Raw genomic sequence first — 14,602 nt, 5'->3', positions numbered from 1 at the left:
CTTGGCATTCGCCTCGGGATTGTTCCAGTAGCCGGAAAACAATGTCGGTCCCCGAACCCACGCTTCCCCGGCCTCGCCGTCGGCAACGTCCCGGCCGTCAGCGCCGACGAGGCGCAGTTCGGTCAGAACCGACAATCGCTTGGCCAGCGATTCGCGCTCGCTCCCCGGTGCTATCAGGTCGCCCGAAAGGGGCGGTAAGCCGGTTTCAGTCGAGCCGAAGGAATTCAGAAAGGGGGCATCGAGCAAAGTGGAAATCTCATCCATCACCGAACGCGGCACGAGATCCGCCATGCAACCGACGGCACGCACGGTCTTGATACGCGGTTGCCGTTCACGCAGGCGCGCAATCAGCGGTTCGATGGTGGCCGGAACCAGCAACAGCCAGCCGATGCGGCAGGCCTCCAGCGCGTCGATAATCTGGTCGGCATCAAAGCCGTCAAAGACATAACCGGGTCCGCCGCACATGAGGGTCGACATAAGATGCTCCGTTCCACCGATGTGGAACATGGGCGCCCATGAGATATATCCGTCCGACTGGCGCATGCCGAGGTCGAGCCTGGACCCGGCCATGCGCGCAAGCTGGGCACGGTGCGAGATGACCGCCGCTTTCGGTCGGCCCGTGGTTCCGGAGGTGAAGATGATGAACAGCCCGTCTTCCGGTTGGGCGACACACTCCGTTTGTCCATCCGCGTCGAAACCGTCCATGCGGCAGACCGGAACATCTCCGGCGGTTTCGGCTGCAAGATCGAGATATCTGTCCGAGGCCGCGACAAGGCGCGGCTCCGCCAGCTCTATGCAGTAGGACAGTTCGCCCGCGGCCAGGCGCCAGTTCTGGCAGGCGGTGATGACCCCGAGCTTGGCGGCGGCGAGCTGCAAGATCGTGTATTCAATACAGTTCTCGGAAATGACCGCGATTCGGTCGCCGCGCGCGATTTTACGCCCCGCAAGGTCGGCAGCGACCCGGTCGACCTTTTCGATCAATTGCCCGTAGGTCAATTGCCGGTGGCCGTCCGTCAGGGCAGGGGCATCGGGCGATACCTTCGCGCGCATGGCGACAAGCGGATAAACGGTGCTTTGCGATGCTTCGAACGGAGTCATCTTTTTGCGTCGAACGTCGCGGTCACGAGTGCGAAACCGTCGCGCGTAAGCACCGCCCTTTCGCCTTCGAGGGTGGCGTTCAGATCGTCGCCCTCAAGGACGACGCCGGCGTAATGGGCGTCGACATCGGTCAGTGTTTCCTCGGCCTCCGGGGGCAGGCACGAAAGGAGATAGGAGAGATTTGCAGGGCCGGGATTAACCCGGCGTGGCCCGTAGCCGACCGCGCTTGCGGCCTCCCTTGAAAGGTGTATGGCATTGTCATCCGCCAGAAGTTCGCACCATTCCGCCATCTCGGGTCCGGATATGTTTTCGAATGGTCTTTTCATTCCTGTCTCCCGGGAAAAACTATATGCAGCCGCGCGGTGCTGTGCAGTTTTTCGGTGCTTAAACGGATGGCCAGATGGAGGTGGTCCGCGGTTCCGTAGGTCCGGCTGGGTTTGTTGACGAGCATGTCGATGTCGGCATCAACGGCATAGACCCGGTCCACCAGCAGCGGAGCCGCAAAGCTCAACCGGCTGCGCGCCAGTACGGGACCCTGGTCAAACGTCAAGCCGAGCGCTTCGGACAGATCCTTGATTTTGAGCCCCATCCCGCCCAGCGCACCGACAAAGGCGAAGATTGGAAAAGCGGTCTGATTGACGCGGGGCTTTGCCCGCGAAAGCGCCCGCACACTGTCATCCAATCGGGCGGTGATTTCATAGCGGCCTTGCGGAATCCGAAACTCGTTCATCGCGCAAATGTATACGAAAAAATTCTGAAAAAATACAAAAACCTGACCGTTAGCACTTCGCGAGCGATGAACGCGCGGAGCCGTAGCGGAGCGTCGGAGCGATGGTGGCCGGTTTGTGCCCGGGCAAAGTCAGACGCAGGCCAGAGGCCCCTCAGTAAATGCTTGCACCGCCGTCGAGGCGAAAAACGGCGCCGGTGACCTTGCGCGATTCGTCGCTTGCCAGGTAGAGCGCCAGCGCCGCTACATCCTCCGGTTCCGAGGGGCCCAGCAGCGACTTGCGGTAGATCGGATTGTCCTCCTTGATGAAGGCCGCCACACGCTCGGTCAGAACGACGCCCGGCGCCATCACATTGGCGCGTATATTGTGCTGCGCCCACTGCATGGCGATAGCTCGGGTCATGGCGAGCACGCCGCCTTTGGATGCGGTATAGGCGTCGGCGCCGTGGGTGCCGATAACGGCGCGCAGGGACGAAATGTTGATGATCGATCCGCCGCCGGTGCGGACCATTTCGGGGATCACCTTGCGGCAACACAAAAGCGTGCCGAAAAGGTCGACGCGGACGGTGCGCCAGAATTCGTCGAGATCCAGTTCGGTGACGGGACCGTCCTTTGTGGATCCGCCGCCGGCGCTGTTGAGCAGAATGTCGATCCTGCCGAAGGATTCAACCGCCTGCGCCACCATTTGCGAGACGTTTTGCTCGTCGCTGACGTCGCCGGTGACGGCGATCGCACGGCCGCCGGCCGTTTCGATCAGGGCCACCGTTTCCGCGGTGGCCTCCGGGTTGAAATCCGCCACGGCAACCCCGGCGCCTTCGCGCGCGAAGCTTAAGGCGGCAGCCCGGCCGATGCCGCTGCCGCCGCCGGTGATGAGCGCAGACTTGTCGTGCAGCCGTGCCATATCAATTCTCTCCGTCTTCGACCGGCGTTATGTGGACGCCGCCCACCGCCTGCTCGGTCGGCAGCAGTTCAATGGTGGAAATGTTGACATGCGCCGGCGCATTCACCGCGTAGAGAACGGCGTCGGCGATGTCTTCGGGTTGCAGCTCCCGGATGCCGGATCGGGCCATCTGCGTGAGCGTCTCGGGATGGCCGGCGGCCGCCTGGTAGAAATCGGACGCGACCCGCCCGGGACAGATTTCCGACACCCTTATGCCGGTGCCGCGCAGTTCGGCGCGCAGGTTCTGGCTGAACCTGTGGATGGCCGATTTCGTGCTGCCATAGACCGCCGAAACCAGCGTGTGCAGACCGGCGATGGAGCCGATATTGACAAGGTGACCGCGCCCGCGCGCGCGCATGCCCGTCAGCGCCAGGGAGGAAATCTGGACGGGCGCGATCACGTTGATCTCGAAGGCTTCCTGAATGGCGGCCAGTTCGACGTCGTGCAGCCCGGTGATGCCGTGGCCGACACCGGCATTGTTGACAACGATATCGGGCTCGAAGGCGGCGATTGCCTCCGCAAGACGTTCGATATCGCGGACATCGGCGGCGAGCCATTCGCAATGTGTTTCCGCGGCCAGGTTTTCCAGTCGTTCGGCCCGGCGGGCAACCGCGAGAACCTGTCTCCCCGACGCCGCGAGAGCCTTGACGGTGGCGGTGCCGATGCCGCTTGTCGCGCCGGTGACGACGGCCTTCGTCAGCTTTGATCGGGAGTTCATTCTGGACGCCTCACTCGCCTTTGTTGTCGTTGTCCACCGAGCCATCCCAGCCGCCGGGCGCTTCCGGGAAGAACTTCATGCCGCCTTTCGGATTGACCGGAGGCACCGGCCACTGGTGGCCGCGGGTCAGCGAAAGACCCCGGTTCGGACCGGGATTGTAACGGTGCGCCGGTTCGCCGGTAAAGGCGCCGTCCGTTACCCATTTCCCGTCCGAGCCGTACATCTCCTCGAGCAGCAGGCCCTTCAGATGGCCGAGCGTGTTGGAATGCTCCGGATGGCCGGCGAGATCGGTCATTTCATCGGGATCCTCTTCAAGGTCGAACAGCTGGAAGACATTGCCCACCGGATAGTAGATCAGCTTGTAGCGCCTGTCCCGGATCATCCGCGAACAGGGGCCTTCCTCGCCGAATTCGCCGTAGAGATGGTCGCGCTTTTCATCCGAGACCATGGACCGCCCCTCGACGGTGTCGGGAAGATCGATACCCGCCAGATCCAGCAGCGTCGGCATCACATCCTGCAGCCCGGCAAGCCGGTCGTCGGTCCGGTTGAAGCCGACGCGGCGGCAGTTTTCGACGCCCATCAGGATCATCGGAATATTGCTGGAGCCTTCGTAGAAGGTCTGCTTGGCCCACATATTGTGATTGCCCAGCATCTCGCCATGGTCGGAGGTAAACATGACGATCGTGTTGTCGAGGATGCCTTCCTCACGGATGGAGCCGATCAGATGGCCGATCTGCTGGTCGATATGGGTGCAAAGGGCATAAAAGGCGCGCCGCGCCCATATGATTTCGCGCTGCGAATAGACGCTGCGCGACTGCACGCCCTGAACCATATAGGGCAGGGCGTCCGTCTGCCTGGCCCAGTCACCGCAAAAGGGTTCGTCGATCTCGATGTCATTGTAGAAATCGAGAAAGCGCTGCGGCGGCACCAGCGGCGGGTGCGGATGGCGGTAGCCCAGATACCAGAAGGCCGGCCGTGTCGGATCGCGGCGGCGGATGTAGCGGATCATCGTATCGGTTGCCCAGTTGGTCGCATGCACCTCCTCGGGCAGGTGCCAGGCCGTTGCCTGATAGGCATTGTTGGACATGCCGTGCTGGAACTGGCGGCCGAGATAGCCCTTGTCGCCGAGAAACAGCTCGTAGTCGTCGGTCACGCCGTAGAGCGTCCGTCCCTCGTCGTCCAACTGAATGTCGTCGAAGCCGATGCGGTCGCGCTGCGGATAGGTATGGGTCTTGCCGACGCCGTAGGCCTGATAGCCGGCTTCGCGGAAGGTCTGCGCCAGGGTCGGCAGGTCGGGTTCCATCGGGCGCAGCGGCTGGAAGGTGCGGTCGCCGTGGCGCCTGGCGGTGGTGCCAGTCATCAGCGTCCGGCGGGCGGGCAGGCACACCGGCGTTTCGGAATAGCAGTTGGTGAACCGGATGCCGTTGCTGCACAGCGTGTTGAGCACCGGTGTGTGGACGGCCGGATGCCCGGCCGCACCCAGAAGCGACGCGGACCAGTGATCGGTGACGATCAAGAGGACATTCGGATGATTATCTGTACCGGACATTCAGGTCATTCCTCGCCTTTGCAGGTGATTGGGGCCGGGCACGGTCTGCCGGCGCAAAAATCGGGGTCTTTGCCTCAAAGCCTAACCCTTGACCGCGCCCGCGGTCATCCCGGCAATGATCTGTTTTGCCGCAAAGAAGGTAAACAGGAGCGGCGGAATGACGATCAGCGTGCCCATGGCCATGATGCGGCCCCACTCCACGCCTTCCTCGGTGATGAAACCGGCGGCGGCGACGGGCAGGGTGCGGGTGTTGCGTCCGGTCAGAAGCAGCGCCAGGATAAATTCGTTCCAGGCGATGCGGAGCGTGAAGATGCCGGCCACCGCGTAGCCCGATTTCATCAGCGGCATGAGGACGCGGAAAAACACCTGCAGCGGCGTGGCGCCGTCGACGATGGCCGCCTCTTCCAACTCCACCGGGATCTGCTTGTAGAAGCCGAACAGCAACCAGATCGCAAACGGCAGGCTGATCGCCGTGTAGAGGAAGATCAGCGTCAGGAGATCGTTGTCGACGCCCGACAGGGTAACGAACGCATAGGCGGGAACGGCGAGCACCGCCGGCGGCACCATGCGCACCAGCAGGGTCGAATTCGCCATCATCGTGCGTCCGCGGAAATCCGCGCGCGCCAGCGCATAGGCGCAGAAACCGCCGAGCAGCAGCGTCAGAAATGTCGCCGACAATGCAACGATGACCGAGTTCGTCAGGTACCGGTCGAACTTGCTCTCGGTCATGATGCTTGCGTAATTGTCGAATGTCGGGACGAAGAAGAACCACAGGGGCGTGGCGTCCTGAACCAGCACCTCGTCCTTGAACGAGGTCGAGATCATGACCCAGATGGGCGCGAGCAGGATCGCGGCAAGGATGATGAGCGCGGTGTAGTGGTAAAGATGACGGGCAAATTCGTTTTTCATCTCGCGCCTCACACGTCCGATTTCGTTTTCATGGGATTGGCCATTTTCAGGATCGCCAGGCTAAGGCCGAAGACCACCAGGATCAGCAGGACCGAGATGGCGGAGGCATAGCCGAGCTGCTGCGTCTCGAACGCGCGGTTGTAGATGTGCAGCGATAAAAGTTCGGTCGAACGGCCGGGACCGCCCCCGGTCATGATCAGCATGACCTCAAGTCCGCGGAAGACGTCGATCAGCCGCATCAGCAGGGCGATGACCAGGATCGATTTGATCATCGGAAGCTTGACCAGGAATATCTGCTGATACCAGTTCGCGCCGTCGATATCGGAGGCTTCGAGAACCTCTGAGGGAAGGGCCTGCAGACCGGCGATCACGATGATGAATATGAACGGCGTCCACTGCCAGATGTCGGTGAAGACGATGGCGAAGAAGGCGAGTTCCGGATCGCCCAGCCACACCTGCGGCTCGATACCGAACCAGGCGCCGAGATAGTAGTTGATCCAGCCGATGCGCGCATCGAACAGATAGCGCCAGACCAGTCCGACAACCACCGGCGATATCATCAGCGGCAATATGAAGATGGTGCGGAATATCGACGCGCCGCGGATCGGCTTTTCCAGGAGCAGCGCCAGGGTGATGCCGAGCGTCATCTCGATGGTGATTGTCCAGAAGCCGAAGCGTATGGTGACCCAGAGCACCTCCCACACCTGCGGGTCCTGGATCATGCGCGCGAAATGATCGAGGGAAACGAAGGGTGCTTCGCTCAGATCGCGGCCGATCTCCCAATCATAAAATGACAGGTAGAAGGCCATGACCACGGGGTAAAGAAGCCCGCCCAGCATCACGATCGTGGCCGGCGCGATGAACGCGTAGGGGGTCAGGAAGCCGGGCTCAAACCGCGGGGGTTTGGTGGCCGGTGTGAGCGTCGTTTGTTTTTCAAATACCGTCATCTTCTGTCCGCGGTCCCCATCGTGGACAACAGCGTTCCGGGGCGCGGCATGCGCGCCCCGCAAAGCGTGCCGTTCCTATTGCCAGACGTAGTAGCCCTCGCGCTCCATGATGGCGCGGATCTTCTCGTTGGCGTCATCCATGATCGGCTGGATCGGTTCATCGGTGGTGATGACCTTTGTCAGCGCCTGACCGAGAACGTCGACGTTGAGCTCATTCCATTCGGGTATGAGCGGGCGCCAGTCGGGATCGGCGCAGGGCAGCTGTTCGGCGACAACCGAATATTCCGGGAACTTGTCGGCATTGGCCATCAGCGTCGAGATGCGGATCGGGTCGCCGCCCAGTTCCACAATGCGCTGATCGCCGTGCTTGGAGGTGAGATACTGAATGAACAGGAACGCCGCCTCCTTGTTTTTGGAGTTCTCCGGAATACCGAGCGCGAAACCGCCCGTTTCCGAACCGCACCTTGTGCCGACCGGATGGAGCGCGAACCCGACCTTGCCGTCGACCTTGGACCGTTTCGGATCGCGGGACATGGCGGCGATTTTGAGCGAATCGAGATACATCGCCGCATCGCCCTGCAGGAAGGCGGTGACCGCATCGCCGAAACCGAACGCGGGAATGCCCGTCGGGCCCGTCTGCACGATCTCGCGCAGGACCTGTGCCGCCTCGACCGCTTCGGGGGAATTGACGACGGGATTCCATTTGTCGTCAAAAACCTTTCCGCCCAGCGGCGCAAGATGGAACAGCCATGCGGCCGTTACCTGGTGACCGGTCGCACCGCGCGACGTGAGTGCGGGAATGCCCGCCGCATGCAGTTTCCGCATCGCGGCGCGCAGTTCGTCATAGGTTGTCGGAACCTCGATGCCCTGTTCCTCGAATATGTCCTTGCGGTAGGCGAGGATGGACGTCTCGGCCCCAAAGGGAAGACCGTAGAGACCGCCTGATTTGCCGGGCAGATAACCCTTGGCGCCGCCGACCACGCCGCCGTTTTGCAGATACGCGTCGGCGATGTCGTCAATGTCGAAGTCGGGATCGACCAGCCCGGCATTGGTGTACATCTGCGACAGCGGGGTCAGCAGCCCCTTGTTCACATATTCGCCCTTCCACATGACGACCCAGGCAACCACGTCGTACTCGCCCGAGTTCTTGGACATTTCGAGAAGCTGGCGGTCGCGCAGTTTCAGATATTGCAGATAGTCGATCTCGACCTCGATGCCGGTTTCCTCGGTGAACTCCTCGACAAGGCCCTGCGCCGCCTTGAAATGCGCGTTTGACGGCCAGGACACGACCAGCGTCGTCCCTTCATATTTTTCATAGGGACTGGCCGCAGCCAGCCCGATGCTGAAAGCCAGTGCCGTGGCGGCCACAGTGGCTGTCTTGAGTATTGATTTCATTACTTCCTCCCTTTGGTCATAGGCATGTTGGCGTTGGCGCCAACGGACAGATCCCGCCCGGATGCCGACGTCAGGCGCTAAATCGCCCTGCCTTCATCGCGGTCGAACATGTAGAGGCGCTGCGTGTCGAAAAAGTACGTGCCGTCGCCGAGCAGGTCCGCTTCCGGACCCACATCGACGGCCGCGGTGATCGCGCTGCTGCCGAGGTCGGCGGCGAGATACTGGCTCGACCCGATATATTCGGATACTTTGACCTTCAGCTCGACCGGCGCGAAATCCTCGGTTCTGGCCTCGGCGGCAAAGTGCTCCGGGCGCATGCCGATCTTGATCTCCTTGCTGGGTGCGGACTGAACCCGTTCGGTCATCCTGCCCGGTATCGGAAACCGGAAACCGTCTCCGCAGGCATAAATCCTGGCGTCCTCCTCCGACAGTTCCGCATCAAGCAGTGTCATCGACGGCGAGCCGATGAATGTGGCGACAAATGTGTTCGTCGGATAATTGTAGACCTGTTTCGGGCTCCCGACCTGCTGGATCAGACCGTCTTTCATGATGACGATGCGGTCGGCCATGGTCATCGCCTCGATCTGGTCGTGGGTCACGTAGATCATGGTGCGGCCGAGCCGTTTGTGCAGAAGCGCCAGTTCCGTGCGCATCGATGCGCGCAATTTCGCATCCAGATTCGACAGCGGCTCGTCGAACAGGAAACAATAAGCGTCGCGGACCACCGCGCGGCCCATGGCGACCCTCTGTCTCTGGCCGCCGGAGAGATCGCGCGGTTTGCGGTGCAGATACGGTGTCAGTTCCAGCATCTCGGCGGCACGGGTGACGCGTTCCTGGATCTCCGATTTCGGCGAGCCGGCAAGGCGAAGTGCGAAGGACATGTTCTCCGCGACGTTCATGTGCGGGTAGAGCGCATAGGACTGGAACACCATCGCGATGTCGCGTTCTTTCGGGCGCTCCCAGGTGACATCGCGCCCGGCGATGGATATCTGGCCTCTGGTGACTTTTTCCAGTCCGGCGATCATTCGCAAAGTTGTGGACTTGCCGCAGCCGGACGGTCCGACCAGCACCACGAACTCGCCCTCCGCGACGTCGAGACTAAGGTCCGGAATGACCGTGACCTCGCCGAAAGACTTCACGACATCTCGCAAGATTACGCCATTTTCCATCCCGCGTTCCCCAGTTTTCACCCGTCTTCTGCGGCGCTATTGCTTGCCGAATTCGCAGATTGGCCGCCTCTGAATTATAAATTCCAGCAGCCGTTGCGCTCACTATAAACACGGAAAATCGGATTGGTAAAGCGTTTTACCTAAATATTTAAGGCCTTATGTTGTGAATATGCCGATGCGGGTCCGTGTCGGCAGGGGACGGCTAGCGCGTGCTTTTCGGCGCTGCCGTGCTCGCGCGCACGATGAGTCGGGGCTCGGCTTTGTCTATCGTCGACGTGCCTTTTGGCCGCGTGCCGTCTATGGCGATTTCGACCGCGCGCTTGCCCAGTTCGAAGAGCGGCATCGCGACGCTTGTGAGCGGCGTCCTGAGGAATTCGGCGAAGCTCACATCATGGATCGCGACCAATGAAATATCGCCGGGGATGTCCAGGCCGCGCGACCATATTTCCCGCATTGCGCCGATGGCGGCCATCACGTTGAAACAGACCACGGCGGTCAGGTCGGGATTGTTGTCCAGCAGTTCAGCACATCGGGTCCTGCCGCTGTCCATATCCGAACTGCCGTAGACGACCGGTTGCCTTTCATAATCGATCCCGGCGGTGGCCATAGCGTTTTTCCAGCCTTCCAGCCGGCGCAGGGAAAACGTCATGTCCCGCGCCGTGGAAAGGCAGCCGATGTTCCGGTGACCCAATGCGATCAGATGCTCGGTTGCGATCTCGACCGCGCGCTGATCGGGCAGGCATATCAGGTGCGCATCGGCGTCGAGGTCCGCCTGCAGCAGCACCGTCGGCACTTTCTGCCTCGCCGCCCGGGCCAGCACCCTTTCCGGAACGCCGCCGGCGCTCTGGATGATCATCCCGTCAATTCCGCTGCCGCCGATAATGTCGACGAGGCGCGATGCGCTCTGCTCGCTCGCCGATGCGTCAAAAAGCAGAAGCGCCCTGTCATTTTCCCCGGCGGCCGTCTGCGCTCCGCGCATGATTTCGGCATAAACCGGGTTCGTGACGTCGTGCACGACCATGGCGATGAGCCCGGATTTGGCGGATCTGAGCGTCCGTGCCGCGATATTGGGCGTATAGTCGAGCTCGTCGATGGCCTTGAGGACACGCTGCCGCGTATCGTCGCTCACCCGGAGCGTCTTGTCGTTGTTGACGATCCGCGAGACGACGGCGGACGAAACGCCCGCAATTTTTGCAATATCGGAAAGAGTCGTCACTGATCGTCTCCAACTGCAGGCTCAGTATTTTCATAACACCGGGTTGACAAGTAGCGCAAACGCAATCCAATAATTGGTAAAACGCTTTACCAAATCAAAAACGGTGGATATGTTGGTGAATTCGCCTCGATCGGGAAGGAACGGTCATGACCGAGCATCAAAGTAAACAGGCACTGGAGGGCATTCGGGTGCTCGACTTTACCCAGATGATGCTGGGGCCGCTGTGCACGCAGATGCTGGCCGACCTCGGCGCCGACGTCATCAAGATCGAGCGTCCCGGCAAAGGCGAGTGGATGCGGTCCATGCCGATGATCGGACAGCTGGTCGGCGGCGACAGCGCGGCGTTTCATTCCTTCAACCGGAACAAGCGGTCCGTGACCGTCGATCTGAAGAGCCCCGAGGGCCGCGAGGCGCTGATCGACCTTGCCAAACAATGCGACGTGGTGGTCGAGAATTTCCGCTCGGGCGTGATGGACCGCCTCGGATTGGGCTATGACGATTTCAAGGCCGCAAATCCCAGGATCATCTATGCCTCGGGTTCCGGCTGGGGCGCCGGCACCCATCTGGCGAAAAAGGGCTGGCCGGGCCAGGACCTTCTGGTCCAGGCGATGAGCGGCGTGATGTTCAACACCGGGCGGGCAGGGGATCCGCCGACGGCCTGCGGCACGCCGATCGCCGATTTCGCCGCCAGCCAGGCGCTTGCCATCGGCATCCTCGGCGCTCTCATGGCGCGCGACAGGCACGGTATCGGCCAGAAGGTCGAGACGAATCTTTACTCGGCAACGCTCAATCTGATGGGGCAGGAGAATTTTGCCGTTCTCAACCAGGGCATTGAACTGAACCGCTCCGAAACAGGCGTTGCGTCCTGCTGGAACGATGCGCCCTACGGGGCCTGCCCGACAGCGGACGGGTGGATCGCCATCGCCATGTGCCCGCTCGAAACGCTGGCCGAACTCCTTGGCGACGAGGGGCTGGCCGATATGGACCCCTGGGCCCAACGCGACGAGACCAAGCAGCGCATCGACGAGGGAACGTCAAAGAAGACCACGGCAGAGCTGATGGATATCTTTGAAGCCGCCGATGTATGGGCGGCTCCAATCCGCAATTCGAAGGAGGCGCTGGACGAACTGGTTGAGCTCGATTCGCCCCGTCTTGTCGAAATGGATCATCCGAAAGCCGGAAAGATCAAGGCAATCGCCAATCCGATTACCATGAGCGGCACGCCGGTGTCGCTGCGCTATGTGCCGCCCCAGGCGGGCGAACACACCGATGAAGTGCTCGGTGAGATGCTCGGGAGCGAAGCGGTCAAGAAACTGCGCGAAGCAGGAGCATTGTAATGGCCGAGGAACGCCTGCATCCGAATCTGGTGCTCGAACGCAAAGATGCCGTCGAAGTGCTGCGCGTGGACCGGGAGGAAGCCCTCGGCGCGCTCAACTTCGAGATCATGGCGGCAATCGGCGCCTATGTCGCGGACCTCGCCACCCGCAAGGAGCGTGTCCGTGCGCTGGTCATCACCGGTACGGGCCGCGGCTTTGTCGCCGGCGCCGACATCGCCGGATATCACGGCGCCGGTCAGACGGTTTTCGACGATTTTCAGCGCCGCTCGCGCCAGACCTTCGATGCCGTTGCAGCGCTGCCGCAAATCACGATCTGCGCGGTGAACGGTTACGCGCTCGGCGGCGGGTTTGAACTGGCGATGTGCTGCGACTTCATCCTGGTGAATGAGAAGACGAAGCTCGGCCTGCCGGAAATCAAGCTTGGCCTTCTGCCCGGCGGCGGCGGCACCCAGCGCCTGCCGCGCCTTGTCGGGCCGATGCGGGCCAAGGAAATGCTTCTGACCGGCCGCATGATCACGGCGCAGGAGGCTGTCGATTACGGTGCGGTGCTCGAAAGCTGCGCGCCGGATGACCTGATGCCCCGGGCCCTCGAACTTGCCGGCGCGCTCGCCGAACAGGCGCCGGTTGCCCTGATGGAGGGAAAACGGGTGATCGACGACGGTCTCGATACGGCGCTGTCGGCCGGATTGACCTTCGAACAACGGGTGCTTGGCGCCCTCTTTGCCACGGAAGACGGCAAGGAGGGCATTGCGGCCTTTATGGAAAAACGCGATCCCGTATTCAAGGGACGTTGAGAAAACACGGAGATACAATGAAGCACTCGGTTATCAGCTACCAATCCGGCCCTTTCGCCACCGTCTCCATGGGCCTGCCGGGCGATCACGAGGGCAAGACCGCCACGCGCGTCTTTTTCGTGCGCGGCGCCGACAGGATCGCGTTGATCGACAGCGGGCTCTATGGCGGTTTGCCGGCGCTCGAACAGGCGTTCGAGGAGCTCGGCATCGATCGCGGGGAACTGGATCTTCTGCTGCTGACCCATGAGCACATGGATCATGTGGGGAATAATGGCTGGCTGAAGGCCGAGACCGGCTGCACGATCCTCGGCCATCCGGACCGGGCGGACCGGGTGGCCGACAACATGCTCAACGCCAAGGCGATCGTGCATGCCTTTCCGGAGGGCGAGCATTTTGATCTCAACGGCGAATATCTCGACTGGATGGGACCGACCGAAGGGCCGATCGACACATTCATTCGCGATGGGGATCTGATCGATCTCGGCGGCGGCGTCGTGCTGGAGACGGTCGAGGTGCTGGGGCATTCGATGGCCGAGGTCGGTTTCTTCGAACATTCCACGAAGACGCTCATCATCGCCGATCCTTTGCTGCCGCCGTTCAATCCGGTGCTGTATCTCTACGAGGACCCCAATGTGATGCGGGCGACCTTCGACAAGATCGAGAACTTCCTGACGGAACGTGACGTCCAGGCGGTTCTTTTCGCCCATGACGAGGTGAAGACCTCGTCCGAGACAAAGGAACTGGTCGATGACTGCCGCCGGCGGGTGGACAAGGTCGAGCAGTCGATGGTCACCCACATGAAGGCAAATCCCGGCATCACATTTGCCGAGTTGCGCGACAAATGCTGTGATGATCAGGACATGGTGCGCGAATGGCGTGCTCTGGTCTCGATCGATGCCAGCCTGAAGGATTTCGCCGCCAAGGGGCTGGCCAGGAAGGAAGGCGACGGCTGGTATTATGTCGGATAAAAAATGGCCGGTTTGCGCGGTGCTCGGAGCCGGCACCATGGGCGCGCAGATTGCGCTTTCCCTTGCACTCGGTGGAGCGCGGGTAAGGCTGTGGGGACGCAGGAAGGAAAGCCTTCCCGAAGCCGAAGCGCGCATGGGCGAGGCATTTGATTTTCTGGCGGCGGCAGCGCTTGCCGACGCCGGCGCAAAGCCGGACGTGCAGGCCCGCATATCGACCACGGACAGCCTTGCCGATGCCGTTGCCGGAGCGGATTTCGCCATCGAGGCCGTCGCCGAGGACATGGCCGTCAAGCAGCAGCTTCTGCGGCAGGCCGAGGCGCATGCGGGGCCGGACACTGTTCTGTCCTCCACCACATCGGCCCTCAGCGCCACGGCGCTGCAATCGGTGCTGGAGCGGCCGCAGAATTTCTGCATCGCCCATTACGCCCAGCCGGCGCATCTTGTGAAACTGGTCGAGATCGTGCCCGGCGATGCGTCCGGCGAACCGGCGGTCGACTTCACCACCCGGCTGATGCGCGAGACCGGCAAGACGCCGGTGCGATGCCCCGATATCCCCGGATTTCTTTGGGCACGTATCCAGCATGCGGTGCTGAGGGAGTTCGCCTCGCTTGTCGGCAGGGGGCTGGTCACGCCCGAAGCCTGCGACACGATACTCAAGGAGGGCTACGCCGCCCGGCTGCCCGCGATGGGCGCCTTCGAGCATGCCGATCTTGCCGGTCTTGATCTGATGAACGGCGAGGCGGCCAAGGCGGTCTGGGCCGACCTTTCCAATGTCTCGGATCCGGCGGATACGCCGGTCGGCGACCTATTCGCGAAAGGGCATACCGGCATGCGC

General features: G+C 61.8%; 15 protein-coding genes. 4 read left to right on the top strand and 11 right to left on the bottom strand.

Going from position 1 to position 14,602, the window contains the following annotated elements; translation table 11 throughout:
• From AC5E6N_RS08215 to AC5E6N_RS08165, 11 genes are all read right to left on the bottom strand, one after another.
• The coding region (locus tag AC5E6N_RS08215; RefSeq protein ID WP_491747366.1) for a class I adenylate-forming enzyme family protein at positions 1-1,098 on the bottom strand (1,098 nt) is incomplete at its 3' end.
• On the bottom strand, positions 1,095-1,424 hold the full coding sequence (locus tag AC5E6N_RS08210) for a hypothetical protein (RefSeq protein WP_491747365.1): 330 nt from the start codon (positions 1,422-1,424) through the stop codon (positions 1,095-1,097). The genes AC5E6N_RS08215 and AC5E6N_RS08210, both read right to left, overlap by 4 nt.
• Positions 1,421-1,828: a hypothetical protein gene (locus AC5E6N_RS08205; RefSeq protein ID WP_491747364.1), complete on the bottom strand. Its 408-nt coding sequence runs from the start codon at positions 1,826-1,828 to the stop codon at positions 1,421-1,423. The genes AC5E6N_RS08210 and AC5E6N_RS08205 overlap by 4 nt, the downstream gene beginning before the upstream one ends.
• A 151-nt stretch (positions 1,829-1,979) precedes the next feature.
• Entirely contained in the window at positions 1,980-2,726 is a 747-nt protein-coding gene (locus AC5E6N_RS08200; protein WP_491747363.1) for an SDR family NAD(P)-dependent oxidoreductase, read from the bottom strand.
• A gap of 1 nt (position 2,727) precedes the next feature.
• Positions 2,728-3,483 carry an SDR family oxidoreductase gene (locus AC5E6N_RS08195; protein WP_491747362.1) on the bottom strand — a complete coding sequence of 252 codons (756 nt, stop codon included), beginning with the start codon at positions 3,481-3,483 and terminating at the stop codon, positions 2,728-2,730.
• Between the two features lie 10 nt (positions 3,484-3,493).
• The gene (locus AC5E6N_RS08190; RefSeq protein WP_491747361.1) at positions 3,494-5,032 is read right to left on the bottom strand and encodes a sulfatase-like hydrolase/transferase; all 1,539 of its coding nucleotides are present in this window, start codon (positions 5,030-5,032) and stop codon (positions 3,494-3,496) included.
• Between the two features lie 81 nt (positions 5,033-5,113).
• On the bottom strand, positions 5,114-5,941 hold the full coding sequence (locus AC5E6N_RS08185; RefSeq protein ID WP_491690805.1) for a carbohydrate ABC transporter permease: 828 nt from the start codon (positions 5,939-5,941) through the stop codon (positions 5,114-5,116).
• Between the two features lie 8 nt (positions 5,942-5,949).
• A complete protein-coding gene (locus AC5E6N_RS08180; protein ID WP_491747360.1) occupies positions 5,950-6,888 on the bottom strand; it encodes a carbohydrate ABC transporter permease in 939 nt (312 codons plus the stop codon).
• A gap of 75 nt (positions 6,889-6,963) precedes the next feature.
• On the bottom strand, positions 6,964-8,283 hold the full coding sequence (locus AC5E6N_RS08175) for an ABC transporter substrate-binding protein (RefSeq protein WP_491747359.1): 1,320 nt from the start codon (positions 8,281-8,283) through the stop codon (positions 6,964-6,966).
• A 77-nt stretch (positions 8,284-8,360) separates the two neighbouring features.
• Positions 8,361-9,452, bottom strand: a complete 1,092-nt coding sequence (locus AC5E6N_RS08170) for an ABC transporter ATP-binding protein (protein WP_491747358.1) — start codon at positions 9,450-9,452, stop codon at positions 8,361-8,363.
• A gap of 202 nt (positions 9,453-9,654) precedes the next feature.
• The gene (locus AC5E6N_RS08165; protein WP_491747357.1) at positions 9,655-10,668 is read right to left on the bottom strand and encodes a LacI family DNA-binding transcriptional regulator; all 1,014 of its coding nucleotides are present in this window, start codon (positions 10,666-10,668) and stop codon (positions 9,655-9,657) included.
• A gap of 146 nt (positions 10,669-10,814) precedes the next feature.
• Here AC5E6N_RS08165 and AC5E6N_RS08160 point away from each other — a divergent pair, with 146 nt between their 5' ends.
• The 4 genes from AC5E6N_RS08160 to AC5E6N_RS08145 all read left to right on the top strand — a co-directional run.
• Entirely contained in the window at positions 10,815-12,005 is a 1,191-nt protein-coding gene (locus AC5E6N_RS08160; protein WP_491747356.1) for a CaiB/BaiF CoA transferase family protein, read from the top strand.
• On the top strand, positions 12,005-12,799 hold the full coding sequence (locus tag AC5E6N_RS08155; RefSeq protein ID WP_491747355.1) for an enoyl-CoA hydratase/isomerase family protein: 795 nt from the start codon (positions 12,005-12,007) through the stop codon (positions 12,797-12,799). Before AC5E6N_RS08160 ends, AC5E6N_RS08155 begins: the two co-directional genes overlap by 1 nt.
• A gap of 17 nt (positions 12,800-12,816) precedes the next feature.
• Entirely contained in the window at positions 12,817-13,767 is a 951-nt protein-coding gene (locus AC5E6N_RS08150) for an MBL fold metallo-hydrolase (protein WP_491747354.1), read from the top strand.
• The coding region (locus AC5E6N_RS08145) for a 3-hydroxyacyl-CoA dehydrogenase family protein (RefSeq protein ID WP_491747353.1) at positions 13,757-14,602 on the top strand (846 nt) is incomplete at its 3' end. The genes AC5E6N_RS08150 and AC5E6N_RS08145, both read left to right, overlap by 11 nt.

It is taken from the genome of Hoeflea sp. (assembly GCF_984452065.1).
Note: the sequence above shows the minus strand (reverse complement) of the source record. Positions and strands in the feature narration are given on the sequence as shown.